Source organism: Pectinatus frisingensis (assembly GCF_014076555.1).
Taxonomy (GTDB): Bacteria; Bacillota; Negativicutes; order Selenomonadales; family Selenomonadaceae; genus Pectinatus; species Pectinatus frisingensis.
In genome coordinates, this window is the sequence record NZ_CP045424.1 from 2751317 (window position 1) to 2768680 (window position 17364).

The 17364-nt window shown below is 38.4% G+C and carries 14 protein-coding genes; 12 read left to right on the forward strand and 2 right to left on the reverse strand.

The features are described from left to right. Positions 1 to 23: 23 nt before the first annotated feature. Complete coding sequence (locus tag F8M42_RS12945; protein ID WP_182187193.1) at positions 24 to 707, forward strand: YjbE family putative metal transport protein; 684 nt, start codon at positions 24 to 26, stop codon at positions 705 to 707. A 140-nt stretch (positions 708 to 847) separates the two neighbouring features. Then, entirely contained in the window at positions 848 to 4159 is a 3312-nt protein-coding gene (locus F8M42_RS12950) for an EAL domain-containing protein (protein ID WP_182187195.1), read from the forward strand. 15 nt (positions 4160 to 4174) lie between these two features. Here the strand turns inward: F8M42_RS12950 and F8M42_RS12955 are convergent, their stop codons facing one another. Further along, positions 4175 to 5278 carry an ISAs1 family transposase gene (locus F8M42_RS12955; RefSeq protein WP_182187044.1) on the reverse strand — a complete coding sequence of 368 codons (1104 nt, stop codon included), beginning with the start codon at positions 5276 to 5278 and terminating at the stop codon, positions 4175 to 4177. Between the two features lie 290 nt (positions 5279 to 5568). On the opposite strand from F8M42_RS12955, the gene tkt reads away from it, so the two are divergent. The 4 genes from tkt to F8M42_RS12975 all read left to right on the forward strand — a co-directional run bounded on the left by tkt (position 5569) and on the right by F8M42_RS12975 (position 10716). After that, on the forward strand, positions 5569 to 7554 hold the full coding sequence (gene tkt, locus F8M42_RS12960; RefSeq protein ID WP_182187196.1) for a transketolase: 1986 nt from the start codon (positions 5569 to 5571) through the stop codon (positions 7552 to 7554). 200 nt (positions 7555 to 7754) lie between these two features. Next, on the forward strand, positions 7755 to 8867 hold the full coding sequence (locus F8M42_RS12965) for a [Fe-Fe] hydrogenase large subunit C-terminal domain-containing protein (RefSeq protein ID WP_182187198.1): 1113 nt from the start codon (positions 7755 to 7757) through the stop codon (positions 8865 to 8867). 196 nt (positions 8868 to 9063) lie between these two features. Beyond that, positions 9064 to 9456 (forward strand): fluoride efflux transporter CrcB, encoded by a 393-nt coding sequence (crcB, locus tag F8M42_RS12970; protein ID WP_182187200.1) that lies wholly within the window; start codon positions 9064 to 9066, stop codon positions 9454 to 9456. 108 nt (positions 9457 to 9564) lie between these two features. Then, complete coding sequence (locus F8M42_RS12975; RefSeq protein WP_182187202.1) at positions 9565 to 10716, forward strand: glycerate kinase; 1152 nt, start codon at positions 9565 to 9567, stop codon at positions 10714 to 10716. 105 nt (positions 10717 to 10821) lie between these two features. Here F8M42_RS12975 and F8M42_RS12980 read toward each other — a convergent pair whose 3' ends face one another. Further along, entirely contained in the window at positions 10822 to 12327 is a 1506-nt protein-coding gene (locus tag F8M42_RS12980) for a class I adenylate-forming enzyme family protein (RefSeq protein ID WP_182187204.1), read from the reverse strand. Between the two features lie 352 nt (positions 12328 to 12679). On the opposite strand from F8M42_RS12980, the gene F8M42_RS12985 reads away from it, so the two are divergent. From F8M42_RS12985 to F8M42_RS13010, 6 genes are read left to right on the forward strand one after another with little or no spacing between them, the layout of a single operon-like run. Continuing rightward, positions 12680 to 14614 carry a BglG family transcription antiterminator gene (locus F8M42_RS12985; protein WP_182187206.1) on the forward strand — a complete coding sequence of 645 codons (1935 nt, stop codon included), beginning with the start codon at positions 12680 to 12682 and terminating at the stop codon, positions 14612 to 14614. Positions 14615 to 14624: 10 nt separating this feature from the next. Then, positions 14625 to 15080 carry a transcriptional regulator GutM gene (locus tag F8M42_RS12990; protein WP_182187208.1) on the forward strand — a complete coding sequence of 152 codons (456 nt, stop codon included), beginning with the start codon at positions 14625 to 14627 and terminating at the stop codon, positions 15078 to 15080. A 20-nt stretch (positions 15081 to 15100) separates the two neighbouring features. Beyond that, positions 15101 to 15649 (forward strand): PTS glucitol/sorbitol transporter subunit IIC, encoded by a 549-nt coding sequence (srlA, locus tag F8M42_RS12995; protein WP_182187210.1) that lies wholly within the window; start codon positions 15101 to 15103, stop codon positions 15647 to 15649. Between the two features lie 21 nt (positions 15650 to 15670). Further along, positions 15671 to 16678, forward strand: a complete 1008-nt coding sequence (gene srlE, locus F8M42_RS13000) for a PTS glucitol/sorbitol transporter subunit IIB (RefSeq protein ID WP_182187212.1) — start codon at positions 15671 to 15673, stop codon at positions 16676 to 16678. Between the two features lie 49 nt (positions 16679 to 16727). Then, positions 16728 to 17090 carry a PTS glucitol/sorbitol transporter subunit IIA gene (locus F8M42_RS13005; protein WP_182187213.1) on the forward strand — a complete coding sequence of 121 codons (363 nt, stop codon included), beginning with the start codon at positions 16728 to 16730 and terminating at the stop codon, positions 17088 to 17090. Further along, complete coding sequence (locus F8M42_RS13010) at positions 17087 to 17347, forward strand: HPr family phosphocarrier protein (protein ID WP_182187215.1); 261 nt, start codon at positions 17087 to 17089, stop codon at positions 17345 to 17347. Before F8M42_RS13005 ends, F8M42_RS13010 begins: the two co-directional genes overlap by 4 nt. The last annotated feature ends 17 nt before the right edge of the window (positions 17348 to 17364 follow it).

The following is a 17364-nucleotide window of genomic DNA, read 5'->3' on the forward strand; positions in this document are numbered from 1 at the left end:
TTTTATGAAAGCGAAGTTTTATTATGACAACTATATTTTCTGCTGATTGGTTGATAGCATTGAGCAGTATATTGCTTATTGATCTTGCTATGAGTGGTGATAATGCCATATTAATAGCACTCGTTTGTAAAAACCTGCCGGCAAAGTACCGTTTCAAAGCAATGATCATTGGCTGCGCTGGTGCCATAATTATTCGCGTTATTTTTACTATATTTGCCGTAAAAATATTGTCGATAGCCTTTGTGCAATTTTTAGGCGGACTGCTCCTGCTTTATATTGCTGCCAATCTTCTGACTGCCCATAAGCACCAGACCAAAGACAATTCTCCATCTACTTTATCAAGTGCCGTCCGGACTATTATGATTGCCGATTTAATAATGAGCATAGACAACATATTATCTATGGCCGGTGTAGCCAGCACTGCCAATGCAGACGAATGGAGCCTTATCATCTGTGGTATTTTGATAAGTCTGCCGATAATTATCTGCGGTGCAAATTTTTTCTTAATAATTTTGCAAAAATTTCCCGTGGTAATTTATGCCGGTGGTGCCGTTCTTGCCTTTACAGCCGCTAAAATGGTCACTAATGATAAAATGACTGCAGCCTGTTTATCTCCTTTTAAGACTCATATTGAAATAATATTTGTCATAGCGGTACTGCTTTGGGGTATTATTAAATCGTATGGTATTTCCCCTCAGCACAAATAACTTTATCATTATTTATGCTGATTATAAAATAGCAGTCATGTAAAAAATAGAAGGTTTTTCTTAAATAGGTGGAGAATTTATTCATTGCATATTTTATCATAATAGTTACCAATAAATAATTTATAATATGAGGATAAACAATGAACGGATTCATCAAAACCGATAGAGTAGAGCGTATTTTTAATCTAAATAATATTCGCACTCGTCTTTTATTGATAATGCTGCTGTTTATGATTACATCACTAAGTATACTGACTGCCGTAAGCTATCATTTTTCTAATGATGCACTCACTCAAAGCATCAATAAAACAGCTCAGGCGATCGGCACAGATTACTCCCATCGTACCTCTGCTTTTATTAATAATTTAGTTGTATATGTACAGGACCTTGCCAATTGTCCTGATATTGTCCATCCCGCCGGCCGCACCGAAATAATCGACACCCTCTCCGATGCACTGAACAGAAATCCCTATCTGACAACCATAAGCTATGGTGATTTAGCCGGCAATGTCATCCGGGCAACCGGTAAAACTGATTTTTTGGGTAATCGTGATTATTATCAAAAAGCCGTACAAACCAGACAATTAGCTATTTCTGAACCAATCATATCAAATGAATCCGGTAGATTTTCTATCTCTATTGCTGTGCCTGTATTTACTAACGAAATGCTTACCGGTATTGTACAGGCCACAATGCCGCTTGACAGTTTAATGAATATGGTAAACGGCATTTCTTTCATGAATAACGGCTATGGATTTATTGTTACACAATCAGGTACTATCATTGCCCATGGTACTCATCCCGAATTTAATGGAAAAGCAAATCTGTTGAATAATTATCCGTCAACAACCAGCACAGCAAAATTACCCGAATATAATTCCAGTCTGATAAATTTATTTCATACAGCAATTAATAACGATTCACCCACACAAGGCGTTTATAATACATCAGAAGGCAACCGTTTTGTTGTTTTTACCCCCGTCCGGCTGCCGGATAACAGTCGTTGGCTGGTAGCCGTATCAGCTCCGCAAAGCATTGTTACCAGTAATGTTTCTGAACTCAATATGATTTTACTGATAACGGCTTTAATCTGCCTTTTAATCGGTACCTTAATAATTTTCCTCTTAGGTAAACACTTTGCCCGTCCTGAGGAAAAATATTTTAAGGCATTTCGGCATGTTGCTGACGCCGTCGGCATTGTCAATCTCAGTAACGGCAAAATAATTGAGGTAAATAACGCTTTTTTTAATGTTCTGGGATATAACCGTGAGGATATCATTGGGCGCAGATTCGAAGAATCAGGCTTGTGGAAAAGCGCTGATAAAAAAAAATGTCGTGATATTTTACTCCAACATATGCCGCTCCACAATATTTACACCACTTGGTATACTAAAAATAATGAACAGCGTATTGGTATATTATCGGCAGAATCCATGCTTTTAGGGAAAAGTCTGTACGCCGTTTTTATCTGGCATGACGTCACCGAACAGCTGCAGGCTGAAACGGCATTACACGAAGCATATGGGAAAATGGAACAAGAGGTAGAAAAACGAACTCAGGAGCTCTGCGCAGCCAATCAGGAACTTACGGCCATGAATGAAGAAATATGTTCTATCAACACAAAAGTACAAAAAGCTAATGATAATTTACATGAAGAAATCCACCTGCGCCAGCAAGTTGAAAACAATTTATTACTGCGTGAAAAACAATATCGTGCTACTACTAATCTTTTTACCCGTCCTTCTATAGGTACGGATAAATTGGCCGAGCTTATTTTATTCAATGCCATCCAGCTGGTCGGCGCAATGGATGGTTTTATCGGCAAATACGATCGTACCGGTACTACTTTTTCTCTTGAACATGGTATCGGCATGTATGAACAATTTGCCAATACTGATATCAAACTTCAGGAAGGACCACTAAAGTCAGTATACAATCAGGGGCTCATCATCCGTGGACGGGATCGCTGGCAGTATCATGATTTTTATGATTCCACCTCGGCTCCTTTAGTAAGCATGATTCTGGTTCCTCTAAAGCAGGAAAATACTGTGCATGGTGTTCTGGCTGTAATATGGCAGGACGACCACGACATATCTGACGAAGATATCACAATTCTCCGGCAATTTGCTGATTTAGCTTTTCTTGCCATAGAACGGGTTCATGCCCAGCAAAATGTAGAACGTGTCGCTTTTTATGATTCCCTGACCAATTTACCTAACAGAGCCAATTTGCATATGCGTCTAAAGGGAGAATTAGCCAAGGCAGCCACTAACCAATCCGAAGGTATTATATATTCAATAGATCTCGATGACTTTAAGGCTGTCAATGATACTTTCGGACATTCGGCCGGTGATAAAGTAATTACCGCCACCGGTAAAGCCCTTTTGGATTTTTTTGCGGGAAATGCTTTTGTTGCCCGAATCAGCAGTGATGAATTTGCTGTCATTGTTCCCGGAAAGACCACAAAGCAAAAAGCCGCTGATATAGCGACCCGTCTCTCAGCCAGGCTTTGCAGTGAATATGATATAGATAGTGACCATATATTGCTATCGGCCAGTATCGGTGTCATCTTATATCCGTCGCAGGGAAAAACCGTTGAAGATATACTGCGAAAAGTAGACACCGCAATGTACTCCGCCAAACAGGCCGGTAAAAATTGTTGGAAATTCTTTGTTCCTGAATTATTACATAAAAATGTTGTTGATACAGTAATGATTAACAATCTCCATAAAGCCTTACCGAGAAATGAGCTTTTTCTGCAATATCAACCGCAATTCTCCACCGATGGTAAACGGCTTATCGGACTGGAGGCTTTACTACGCTGGAAAAATCCTGAACACGGCTTGGTATCACCGGCACGTTTCATCCCTTTAGCCGAAAGGAGCTGGCTGATTTTGGAAATTGGTCAATGGGTGTTCGAGGAAGTATGTAAATTTGCCAGGTTTCTCGCTAATAATGGTAAAACAGATCTACGTATAGCTGTAAATATATCACCGCGACAAATAAAACAGGACAATTTTATCGAATCCATATTTTCGATAATTAACAAAACAGGCGTCTCTCCTCAGCAAATAGAAGTGGAAATTACGGAAAGCGTATTAATGGAGAATTTTGACGATGTCATCCCTAAACTAAAAGCACTTCAAGATAATGGTCTCAGCCTGGCTCTGGATGATTTTGGCACTGGATTTTCTTCACTTACTTATTTGCGCAATCTCCCTATAAATTGTTTAAAAATCGATAAATCCTTTATCGATAAAATTACCATGGATACTGTTCAACTCGAATTTGTTTCTTCAATTATCAACTTAGGACATATCTTAGCAATGGATATTATTGCTGAAGGGGTAGAAACACAAGAACAGCTTAATAATTTACGTGATTGCAGTTGTGATTATATCCAAGGCTATGTTTTCACACGTTCGTTTCATAAACAAGATAATTGTTCTTAAATAAGAAATGTTAGTTTATAAGTCAGCTACCTCACATAACAGTTGGCTATTCATAAGACATTTTAGCAGATTAGCTTTAATGCTACATTTTTTAAGCTGCTTAGCTAAATATCTTTTATGTAGCAGTAATGCCAATTTTCTAAGGCTGTTTAAAGTTTTTTGCCCATTTTCAGATATAATAGAGCACTCATCTTCCGAAAAGGTTACATCTAACAGCCAATGCATGCTTTCAATTTTCCAATGTTCACGGCAAATATGTAAAAGCTCTTTGGCATCTGTATCCTTACTTGTTATATAATAACCAGTTTCATCACTGGTTCCACGGTTCGTTGTTGTAATACGCTTAACTGCAAATATTGAACTCAGTCCTGCCCATTCTTTATATCCATTCAGCCATTTAATATCTGAACATTTTTTGCAGATGCGTTTCTCAATTCTTCCTCCATTTTTTTCAACTGTCGTATAAGAATCTAATGTTTTGCTATCGAATTCTTCATCAAAGAAAAATTTAACATCATCGTGCAATGTCTTTTGGTTTTCCTTAAGCCCAAAAACGTAATTGCCATGCTTGGCTATAATTTTCTTGCAGGTTTCTTTTTGACAATGCATCGCATCAGCCGTTACTGTCTTGTCCTTAATGTTTAGATTATCCAATAGCTGCTGGAATACAGGAATCTCGTTCGTCTTTTCATGTATAGATTTTTGCCCTAAAACGACGCCGCTTTGTGTTAAATATACAGTTAATATTTGCAGTGCTGAATGCGGTGTACCTTTTTTAGAGGTACTACGGATTGCCTTCCCGTCTACAGCGATAACATCGCCCAAGTCACAGTATGCTGCATCATGCATTATTTCAATAATTACACTGGCTACTTTATCTGCGTCCATCATATTTAATATACGGCTGAAAGTAGCTTTAGAAGGGATTTTAGTGATATTAAATTTCTTTTTTAAAAATTTTGCATTGCTTTGTGCATAAGTTGTTATATCTGCCAGTTCATCTAATCCACACAATACGGCACACATTATTATAGTAAGTATATCTGTTAAACTATGTTCTACATAGCTTGAATGTCTGTTATCTTCTATTATTGCAAATTTTTCTTTGATATAATCCATTTTTTCACCTATACTTTTTTACTTTGGATTATATCATTTATTTCCTTTTTTTGTTAATATTTATTTTCCGGTTTATGAAACGAACGTGATGTTTTCAGCAAACCAATTGACAGAGATGCTGCTGTTAAGTTATGCTTAAATAGTATACAATAATTTAAATATTTACATACCATGTAACTTTACTATTTTCAATAAACAGGTATGATAATCTTCTATCCAGGTGTGTGGCAGACTTTTCAGATAATTTTTATAGTCCCATGCACCAATGAATTAAAAAGGAGCGAACTAGTATGAATATTGATACTAAATGTGTAAATGCTATCCGTGTATTATCTGCTGATGCAGTACAAAAGGCAAATTCAGGACATCCCGGTCTTCCTCTGGGATGTGCCGCAATGGCATATGAATTATGGGCCAATCACATGAACCATAATCCACAAGATCCCACTTGGAAAAATCGTGACCGTTTCATTCTTTCCGGTGGCCATGGTTCAGCGTTGTTATATTCACTGCTGCATTTCTTTGGTTACGGGTTGACTTTAAATGATTTAAAGAATTTTCGCCAAGATGGTTCTCTCACACCGGGTCATCCTGAATATGGACATACCGTTGGTGTAGAAGCAACAACCGGCCCGCTCGGTGCAGGCATGGCAATGGCAGTCGGTATGGCGATGGGGGAAACCCATTTAGCCGCAGTATTCAATAAACCCGATTTTCCTATAGTTGATCACTATACCTTTGCCCTTGGCGGTGACGGTTGTATGATGGAAGGCATCTCATCCGAAGCTTTTTCTCTTGCCGGAACATTGGGTCTGTCCAAATTGATCATCTTATATGATAGCAACAAGATATCCATTGAAGGCAATACCGATATCGCTTTTACTGAAAATGTACAAAACCGCATGGCTGCTTTTGGTTTTCAGACCATTACCGTCGAAGATGGCAATGATCTAAACGCCATTGGTAAAGCTATCGAAACGGCAAAGGCCGACACCATCCATCCCTCTTTCATTACCATAAAAACTCAAATTGGTTATGGCTGCCCGGCAAAACAGGGTAAGGCCAGTGCGCACGGTGAACCACTTGGTGAAGACAACGTACGGGCATTAAAAGAAAATCTCCAATGGCCTTCTTTAGAACCATTTTCTATTCCTGATGAAGTTTACACTCACTATCAAAAACTTGCTGAAAAAGGTGCGTCTGCACAAGCAAAATGGCAAAAGCTGTTTAATGATTACAGCAGACAGTTTCCACAAGAAAGAAATTTATGGGATAAATTCCACACTACTGCCGACAGTACGGCACTTCTGGAAGATAAAGACTTCTGGGCTTATGAAGACAAACCACAGGCAACCAGAAATCTTTCAGGCATAATGATAAACCGCATAAAAGATTTTCTGCCGCAGCTTATCGGAGGCAGTGCAGATTTAGCACCTTCCAACAAAACCCATATGAACAATGAAACTGATTTTAACAAAGACAATTACGCCGGTCGCAATCTGCATTTCGGTGTCAGAGAATTAGCAATGGCTGGCATAGCCAACGGATTATTACTGCATGGTGGCCTGCGGCCTTATGTTGCTACCTTTTTCGTCTTCAGCGATTATATGAAACCAATGATCCGTTTGGCGGCATTGATGAAAATACCGACTACTTATGTACTCACTCATGACAGTATCGGTGTCGGTGAAGATGGTCCAACTCATGAACCGATAGAACAGCTGGCGATGCTCAGGGCTATGCCTAATATCAATGTATTCCGTCCGGCTGACGCCACAGAAACTGCTGCCGGATGGTATTTAGCCATAACCAGTGAACATACACCTACAGCATTAGTTTTAACACGACAGAATTTACCTCAGCTTGCCGGCAGCAGCAAAGAAGCTCTTAAAGGTGCTTATATCATTGCCGATGCCGACAAAAAAACTCCGGATGGGATTATTATTGCCAGCGGTTCAGAAGTTTGCCTGGCCATAGAAGCCAAGGAATTGCTAAAAAAACAAAATATTGATATACGTGTTGTCAGCATGCCTTGTATGGATATTTTTGAACAACAAAGTGATGAATATAAAAATAATATCTTGCCACGCGCCGTAACGGCACGCGTTGCTGTTGAAGCCGCCGCTGATTTTGGCTGGGGCAGATATGTTGGTCTTGATGGTACAACCGTCACAATGAAAGGTTTCGGCGCATCGGCACCAGCCGATAAACTTTTCAAAAAATTTGGCTTTACTAAAGAAAATGTTGCTGAAACAATGCGGAAATTACTGAAATAAAAATCTTATACTATAGTCTTTACGGGCAGGTTTTGCTGTCGGGCAATAATCAATGGCAGGTCCTGCCCTGTTTTTATTCATAATTAACTACCCTACCTATAGATCCATTTCCCTTTGACTGACTTAATTGACTTTATTATAGCGTTAGAATATCGTATTTATATAAATGATATATGCTTAATCAACAGACAGGAGAATTTATGAGAGCTATCAGTGAATTATATGAAGAGGCGTTAGGGAAGGCATCAGATAAAAGTTCGCTTGCTGATATCACAAAACAGCTGGATTGCCTTTTTAATCCCCTTCAACATTTTCCCCATCCGAAAGCAGCAGAAATAATATCTTCCGCCGATAAAACCAATAATCAACAAAAGATAAGCAAAGATGTCCTTGCCGTCCTACGGGCACTAAATGATAACCGCGACCATCCGGCGTTTATTTTGATAGCGCCGGCATTTATGGGGCAATTCAGTGATGATGTACATCCTGGGATGGTCAGAAATGCTTTCAAAGAACTTGGTTTTAGTGGTTTACTTGAAGTAGCTGTATTTGCTGACATATTGACGCTCAGGGAAGCTTTAGAATTTGAACATAATATCCACACTAATAAAGATTTCATGCTTACCAGCTGTTGCTGCCCGATGTGGTTGGCAATGATCAAAAAAATGTATTCAGATCTGGTTCCGCATATGCCGCCGTCAGTCTCTCCAATGATTGCCGCCGGACGTGTTGTAAAAAAATTCCAGCCCGAGTCCTTAACAGTATTTGTCGGACCATGTGTAGCGAAAAAAGCTGAAGCCAGAGAAAAGGACATCGTTGGCGCTGTAGACTACGTACTTACTTTTCAAGAAGCACAAGAAATGTTTGATTTATTAGGTGTTAATCTCTTAGCCCAAAAAGATACTATCAAGGAACTTTCATCCGAAGCAGGTCGTATATATGCCCGTACCGGTGGAGTAAGTGCCGCCGTCCAGGCAACTTTAAAAACTCTTAATCCCCACCACGACATTGAATTAACTGCTCAGCAGGCTGATGGAATTCCTGCATGCCGGCAAATGATTGATGATTTACTGACAGGTAAAAGCACTGCCAATTTCTTTGAAGGTATGGGCTGTGTCGGTGGTTGTGTCGGCGGTCCTAAATCATTATTAAAAAAAGACACTGCACGTGATCTGGTAAACACCTATGGTAAAAAAGCCTTATATAAAACACCACTCGATAATCCTTATGTTTTAAAACTACTTTACCGGCTTGGTTTTGAATCACTGGAAAGTTTACTCGAAGATGAAAATTTATTTGTCCGCAGTATTTAACAAAAGCGCAATAAAATGATTAAAAATTTTATTGCGCTTTTGTTGTTCTTTTATTGCAAAAAACTATGACATTTGCTATAATTCATAGATGTTACTTATTAAGCGATGGGGTTCGCTTTAAAATACACCATGTATTAATGACTCCTACCATACGGTAGGGGTCTATATTTTTTTAGAAAACACTTAAGGAGTATTTATGTTTAACTATCAACAAATCTTATTAGTATTTATTGGCGGCGGAATTGGATCTATCACTAGATTCATTGCCACCAGTTTAATCGGGGCACGATTTGGAACTGTATTTCCTTTTGGCACACTCTTTGTCAATATTGTCGGTAGTTTTTTTATCGGATTTATTATGTTTTTTGCTATCGATGAAAACTTTATTCTTTCTGAGCCGCTGCGTCTTTTATTAGTTATTGGTTTTATTGGTGGATTTACAACTTTCTCGTCTTTCAGTATGGAAACTTTATTATTATTTCGTGGTACCTCAATATTTTATGCTTTCGTTAACATAGCAGCCAACCTGATCATTGGACTGGCAGCTGTTTATTCCGGTATAACACTTGCCGGCTTCATGAACTCTTAAACACTATATGCAATGTTTACAAATATTTTTACTTTTAGGTGCGTTGACAATGTATATAAATTGACATACAGTTAGTTTATATACATTGTCAAAGGAGTTGATTTCATTATGCACATTGTTATTGCTCCTGATTCTTTTAAAGGCAGCCTTACTGCCGGTGAGGCTGCTTCGGCTATTGCGATGGGCGTTAAACAGGTTTTCCCAAAAGCTTCGATCAGCAAAGTTCCTGTCGCCGACGGAGGTGAAGGCACTATTGATGCCCTGACTCAGACAACACATGGAAAAATTATGACTAATGCAGTAATGGGGCCATTAAATGAGCCAATAAATGCTGATTGGTATATCTTTTCCGAAAATACGGTATCTGTCGCTGTTATTGAAATGGCCAAAGCATCAGGATTATTAATAACGCCGGAAAATAAACGTGATATACGGCATGCCAGCACTTACGGGACCGGGCAGCTGATAAAAGCTGCTTTAGACGCTGGTGTCGGCCGTATCATAATAGGTATCGGCGGCAGTGCCACCAACGATGGCGGTGCCGGCATGGCCGCAGCCCTGGGTGTAAAATTTTTTGATAAAAACCATCAAATAATACCTGCCGGAGGAGCTGCTCTATCTCAATTAGCTTATATTGATACAACAAATATTGATAAGCGCATTTGCCACACCGATATTTGTATAGCCAGTGATGTAGATAACCCGCTTTGCGGCCCCGCCGGTGCCTCTGCAGTTTACGGACCACAAAAAGGTGCCCGACCGGAGACAGTAACCGAACTTGACGCAGCTCTTCTTCACTACAGCAATATTGCCAAACATGATATTGGTATTGATGTCAGTAATATACCTGGCAGTGGTGCCGCCGGCGGACTCGGTGCCGGACTCATGCTTTTTACCAATGGGCGGATAATATCAGGCAGTAAACTTATTTTGGATACCATTAATTTCCCAAAAATCATTGCCGGTGCTGCTTTCATTATCACAGGCGAAGGTTACACGGACGAGCAGACCATCCAGGGAAAAGTACCGATTCGTATTGCCGAGATTGCAAAAAGGCAGGACATTCCAGTTATCTGCCTTTCCGGTGCACTCAGTGAAGCCGCTCATAATCTTGCAAATTACGGTGTCAGTGCCGTTGCGGCTATACCTTATGCTCCATGTTCTCTTGACTATTGCATGGAAAATGCAGCATTACTTTTACAGCTTGCTGCTGTACGAACCTGCCAGCTGATAAAAATTGGCAGCTTGATGGAAAAATGATATGAAAATACTCTATGCAGAACCTGCATAGAGTATTTTCATATCATTTTTTTTAAATTAAATTAAACCAAATAATTGTTGCCAACTCAATTTTACTGTAAAATATTAAAAACCATCATCATTCGCAGTAAACATGCCCTTATTTTTATATAACTCCACCAGTTTGCGCTTAACTATTTTCCCCGTGGATGTTTTTGGTAATTCATCTAATTTATGAAATTCACGCGGCACTTTATATAAAGCAAGATTCTTTCGTAAATATTTTTTTAAAAGCGGAACAGAAACTTCCTGCATCTTATTTACACTAAAAAAACAGCATCCAGCCTGACCACGCAATCTATCCGGTACTCCGATAACAGCCGCTTCATCGATCCCCGGATAAGCATACAACAGCTCTTCAATTTCCCGTGGGTAAATATTTTCTCCCATACTTATTATCATATCTTTGATCCGATCAACTATATAAATATATCCGTCTTCATCCTGGCGGACTATATCTCCTGTATGCAGCCAACCATCAACAATTGTATTTTTTGTAGCTTCCGGCAAATTCCAATAACCGGGCATGACATTATCACCGCGCACTAATAATTCACCTGGTTGTCCTGGCTCCACTTCAGTATTATCCGATTGAATTATACGAATCGCAATTCCTGGTAAAGGAATACCAATGGAGCCGATTTTTTCTTTACCCGGCGGATTAACCGCAACAACCGGTGAGGCCTCAGACAAACCGTAGCCTTCAGCTATAACCAAACCAAATTTATGTGAAAAAGCATTTGCAACCGATACCGGCAATACTGTTCCTCCGATTACTACCAATCTCACCGAAGCAAGCTCTTCTGCCGCTGCCAATTTAGTCAACAACGAACAAATAGACGGTACAACATACAATACTGTGATTTTTTCCCTGTTAATAACATCAATTGTTTCCTTGGGTGTAAAACTTTCCATTACAGTAACACAGCTGCCACCATAAAAACCATTAAGTATACAGCATGTCCATGCAAAACAATGATACATCGGTAATACGCAAAGAACATTATCAGCCTCATCCACATGCAGGACTTTTTCAAACATTGCAGCATTACTGGTCAAATTTTTATGGGTAAGCATTGCCCCTTTAGGTTTTCCTGTAGTACCCGATGTATAAATGATGACACATACATCGTCTTCACTAATTCTATCATTCTTAGCCGGAGCATGTATTTGTGTCACTGCTTCACCGCATTTTGTAATAGGATATTGCGGACAGTCTGCCGCAAAAGCCTCTTCCCGCCGTCCCTTATCAAATATTATCGGGTTTTCAGTCAATATACAGACACAATTAGAATCACTCACTATATAAGCTGTTTCCGGTGGCTGCAATTGATAATTAATCGCCACAACAACAGCTCCCAACGAAACCAATGCAAAATAAGCATAAATATAATTATCATTATTATGGGAGACAATAGCTACCTTATCACCTGTTTTCACACCCTTACCATACAAATAATCTCTGCAATCGGCAACTTTTTGCTGCAAAATTTGATATGTAATACGATGTTCCCTTGTAATTATAGCCGTGTGGTCGGATTTCCCGCGCAACAGCAGCTCATGAACCAACATAAAAACACTCTTTTCCAATTTTATTATTGCATTTTAATTATCCTTTGATTTTATACTAATATGGATAAAAAAGTCAAAGTTTATTATTTAAAAAGCTTCTTATCCAATAAATTTAAGCGTAATTGATTTTATCTTATATTGATTCTGCAAAAATAATCACATCTAAAAATATATAAAAAAATCGATAATATATATTGTACTTTCCTAAATTACTATATAATATATCCAAGTTTTTCTGTAAAAAAGAAAAAAAGTAAATTAAATTATTTCTGAAAATTAGAAAAAAAGCATATTAACACAATCCTTCCGACATAATATACTGTATTTGTCGGAGGGGAAAGGGGTATTTACAATGAATTGGTTTGATGCTGAAAATCGTTTAATTAAAATCATCCGTCTGTTGGAAAATAAATCAGAACTAAGTACCGATGAGTTAAGCAAACGATTAGATGTAAGTACAAAAACAATCCAAAATGATATCAAAGATATCAATTCCGACCTCAAAGACAGTGCATTAATCGATTTAAACCGTTCTGTAGCTCGCCTGTTCATAACTGATTTTCCTCGTTATAAACAACAGCGCAATGGCATTGAAAGACGAAATTCCAATTTTGATTCACCACAGATGCGAATGGCTTTCATCATTGACATGCTGATGTCCTCCGACTCTCCCTACTTAATCGATGAGTTAGCTTATGCCATGAACATCAGTCGCTCAACTTTAATAAAAGACATGACCAAGTTAAAAACCATTTTAAAAAATTATCATCTTACCATTGCCGGACAATCAAGTATCGGTATCAGCTTAATTGGTGACGAACTAAATCTGCGTTTTTTTGTTCTCGATAATAATTATAATATCATTTGTGCTGAATCGACACTTTCCCCGGAAATCACTGCAAAGGTTAAACTGGATCTTGCTCCCTTAAAGCTAGACAAAGTCGTAGTAGAAAATTTTATCCGCTATATAACATTGAGCCTTAACAGAACTGTACAGGGCCATGGCCTGGTAAAATTGGATAGCAAATATCAGGAATTAGGCAATCATTATTATTTTAAGTTTTTACAAAAAAGTCTTGACAGTTTGGAGCGAATTCTAAAAATTAATTTTCCCCGTAATGAACGATTATTTCTGATTATCCCGTTAATCAGCATGCGTACACCTTATGATATTTCCTCCCTTGAATCCAATATCATAGTCTCCGATGACATTTTACAGATAACCAAAGAAATAATTTCGACTATACAAGACGAAATGGAAATTACATTAGACGAAAAAAACAGTGATATTATTGATGAATTCGTCTATCATAATTATTTTCTAACCAACCGTCTTCGTTATGGCCTGCCAATACAGAATCAAACAAATGATGATATCAAAGAAAAATATACTGTAGCCTACCATATGTCCATGATTGCCAAAAATGTCATCGAAAAAAGAATGTCAGTCAAAATTCCCGAAAGTGAAGTAGATTATCTGACAGCATATTTTCAAATATTTTTAACCGAACAAAACCATATCAGGCATCCATACAAAGTTGCATTAATATGTGGGACAGGCCGTGCCAGAGCGAAACTCATCATTGCTCAACTGCAAAAAATATTGGCTCGTGAAGCAGTCATTGATATTTTTGTCTATAATGAACAATTCTCAGAACAAAAATTAATAAATCATGATTTATTAATTTCCACGGTAAAAATAGATATATCAATACAGATCCCTATTATTTATATAAATGAAGTAGTCGATGAAACATATTTACGCAACAGTATCGAACGCATATTTTATGCACACCAGCTGCAGATTCCCATGCTGCACGGTGTAAAATCAATAGTTTTCAGCCTGCTTTCTCCTGATAAAATAACCATCTTTGATTCCAGTTTTAATTATCTTCAGGCGGTACACCACATGGTCAATAAATTGATTACAGCCGATCTAGTGGAAAAAAAGTTTTGGCAAAGAATATTATCCCGCGAAGAAAAATCTTCAATGGTTCTTGACAGCCATGTGGCCTTTCCTCATGCCAGATATGATAATAATACTGAAGTGGTGATTTCTTTAGGACTTATTCCCAATAAACTTAACGATTCTTTATATCCCGACTTACAAATTATTTTTCTGGTTGGTATCCCGGCCGACTCGGAGGATGATGGTATTTTAGTAAAAATTTATGACGAAATCATCAGCATGTCTTCACAAAAAAAGATTATCGGGGACATTTCAAAAATGAATAGTTACAACGATATACTGATGTATTTTATTAAGGATTGCAATATTTTTAATTAAGGAGGCTGCTATGAATAGTTTCGTTATCATCATATTGGGATTTTGCGCTTTCATACTACAATACATTCTGACATTTTTACAAATGAACCGCTTCACCAAACACTATCGTGAATTTCGCCGCAATGGCCGGGTTGCAATCGGGAAACATGACGGCATACTGCGCTCGGGTGTAATAATAATGTTTCTTATAGATGATCAGGGAATCATCAAAAAAGGAAAATATATTCAAGGTGTAACTGTTTTCGCCCGTTATAAAGATATAAATCACTCATTCATCGGTAAATATATAGGTACCTTAACACAAAAAGACTGCAAACAGATACATTATTCTAAAACGCTGTCTTTAGCTATCATTGATGCCCGCAATAATTACAATATAATCACTGCCGGCGGCACTTTACCGGAAAAGAAAAGTCCCTTTGGGCGTCTGCTTGATATGTTCAGATTCAGTTTCGCAAAAAAATAATTAATTAGGAGGACGAGATTATGGATTTTGTAGTAAATTTAGCAGCAGGTTTTATGAATTTATTCACACTTGGCGGAGAGACTTTTGTTTCCTGGGTAACCGGTATTATCCCAAAAGTATTGTTACTGCTTATATTTATGAATTCTCTTATCGCTTTCATCGGCCAAGAAAAAATCAATAATTTTGCTAAAGTCTGTTCAAAAAATGTCATTCTTGCTTATGGGATTTTACCTTTTCTTTCTGCTTTTATGTTAGGTAACCCTATGGCTCTTTCTATGGGGAAATTTTTGCCAGAACGCATGAAACCAAGTTATTATGCATCAGCTGCTTACCACTGCCATACCAACAGCGGTATTTTCCCGCATATCAATGTCGGTGAACTTTTCATCTGGCTTGGCATTGCCAACGGCATCACTACTTTAGGCCTAGATGCCACACCATTAGCTCTTAGATATTTATTAGTCGGTCTCATTATGAACTTTTTCGCCGGTTGGGTAACTGATTTCACCACAAAAATTGTCATGCGCCAACAGCGCATCGAGCTTAGCAACAACTTAAAAACAGAATGATCATAAAAGGAGGAGCATATCATGACAGAATATAAAGCCATTCGAATTGTAAAAGGCAATGCCGGATTTGGCGGGCCCTTACTTGTACAACCTCATGAAGGTAAAGATGTTCTCTTATATATAACTGCCGGCGGTGCTAAACCAGAAATAGCCGATAAAATTGAATCACTAACTGCCTGCCGGGTAATAAACGGTTTTAAAACTTCAGTACCCGAAGAAGAAATTTTCTTGGTCATTGTCGATTGCGGAGGTACTCTGCGTTGTGGGATTTATCCACAAAAACGCATCCCTACAATCAATCTGAATCCCGTCGGTAAGAGCGGCCCACTGGCAAAATACATTACAGAAGATATCTATGTATCCGGTGTCACTCTCGATTGCATAACATCAACTGATGACATACCTGCCACTGAATCACAAAATAAACCCGAAAAACAAGAACGTAAATTCAAATATTCCGCCAATAAAAAAGTTTCTCAGACAATGGGTGAAACTTCTTCCAATACTTTTATCCAAAAAATCGGGATGGGTGCCGGTAAAGTTGTATCCATTTTCTATCAGGCCGGTCGCGATGCCGTCAATTCCATGATTAATACAATACTGCCGTTTATGGGTTTTGTCGCCATGTTGATTGGTATCATTAACGGTTCCGGATTTGGTGATTGGTTTGCCAATCTGCTCGTTCCCTTAGCCGGTAATGTTGTTGGTTTAGTAATTTTAGGTTTCATCTGCTCTTTGCCATTTCTTTCTCCATTGCTTGGTCCCGGAGCGGTTATAGCCCAGATCATCGGCACACTGATCGGTGTAGAAATCGGTAAAGGCCATATTGATCCTAACCTTGCGCTGCCGGCATTGATGGCCATAAACACCCAAAATGCCTGCGATTTTATTCCAGTTGGATTAGGGCTTGCTGAAGCAGAACCGGAAACAGTTGAAGTCGGCGTTCCATCCGTTCTTTATTCGCGTTTTCTTATAGGTGTACCACGTGTCTTAGTCGGCTGGTTGTTCAGTTTTGGCATGTATTCATAATATTAAATAAATCTTGCAATAAATTTTATCTTTAGGTGGGAATATAATAATGAATGTAATTTATACCAATAAAATAGTCAATACCGGCAAAGATGTAACTGCCTTCGGTGATGAAATGATAATTCTTTTCGGTGATAATGCCCCTGCTACATTAAAAGATTATTGCTATACTATTCCCATCGTACAAACCAGCGCTCATATTTCACCCGGTCAGTTTTTTTCAATAGATGGTGAAAAATTTAAAATTATGTACGTCGGTAAAATTGCCGAAAAAAATCTCAATGAACTCGGCCATCTCACGATAAATTTTACCGCATCGGAAAATTCTGTTCTGCCAGGTGCAATTGTTGTAGAAAAAAAGAAACCGCACCCAATGAAAATAGGTTCCGTGGTTGAAATAATAACGCCATGATCACACACAAGCTTCTAATAAAAAATCCATTTGGCCTGCACGCTGCCTATGCTGCTGAATTAGCCAATGCCGCCCGAAAATATAAAAGTGTTATTTATCTGCGGAAAAACCACAAATTGGCTAATGCCAAGGATATGGTAGCAATATTGGGATTATTAGTTAAATCAGGCGACGAGCTGGAAATACTGGCCGACGGATCAGAAGAAGCCAAAGATATAAAAGAATTCATTAAACTCATCCACAGCTTAGACAGATAAATCAAAGGAAGAAGGAT

Coding starts and splice junctions, on each gene's coding strand:
- F8M42_RS12945 (WP_182187193.1), top strand. CDS start 24: ATGACAACTATATTTTCTGCTGATTGGTTGATAGCATTGAGCAGTATA.
- F8M42_RS12950 (WP_182187195.1), top strand. CDS start 848: ATGAACGGATTCATCAAAACCGATAGAGTAGAGCGTATTTTTAATCTA.
- F8M42_RS12955 (WP_182187044.1), bottom strand. CDS start 5,278: ATGGATTATATCAAAGAAAAATTTGCAATAATAGAAGATAACAGACAT.
- tkt (WP_182187196.1), top strand. CDS start 5,569: ATGAATATTGATACTAAATGTGTAAATGCTATCCGTGTATTATCTGCT.
- F8M42_RS12965 (WP_182187198.1), top strand. CDS start 7,755: ATGAGAGCTATCAGTGAATTATATGAAGAGGCGTTAGGGAAGGCATCA.
- crcB (WP_182187200.1), top strand. CDS start 9,064: ATGTTTAACTATCAACAAATCTTATTAGTATTTATTGGCGGCGGAATT.
- F8M42_RS12975 (WP_182187202.1), top strand. CDS start 9,565: ATGCACATTGTTATTGCTCCTGATTCTTTTAAAGGCAGCCTTACTGCC.
- F8M42_RS12980 (WP_182187204.1), bottom strand. CDS start 12,327: ATGTTGGTTCATGAGCTGCTGTTGCGCGGGAAATCCGACCACACGGCT.
- F8M42_RS12985 (WP_182187206.1), top strand. CDS start 12,680: ATGAATTGGTTTGATGCTGAAAATCGTTTAATTAAAATCATCCGTCTG.
- F8M42_RS12990 (WP_182187208.1), top strand. CDS start 14,625: ATGAATAGTTTCGTTATCATCATATTGGGATTTTGCGCTTTCATACTA.
- srlA (WP_182187210.1), top strand. CDS start 15,101: ATGGATTTTGTAGTAAATTTAGCAGCAGGTTTTATGAATTTATTCACA.
- srlE (WP_182187212.1), top strand. CDS start 15,671: ATGACAGAATATAAAGCCATTCGAATTGTAAAAGGCAATGCCGGATTT.
- F8M42_RS13005 (WP_182187213.1), top strand. CDS start 16,728: ATGAATGTAATTTATACCAATAAAATAGTCAATACCGGCAAAGATGTA.
- F8M42_RS13010 (WP_182187215.1), top strand. CDS start 17,087: ATGATCACACACAAGCTTCTAATAAAAAATCCATTTGGCCTGCACGCT.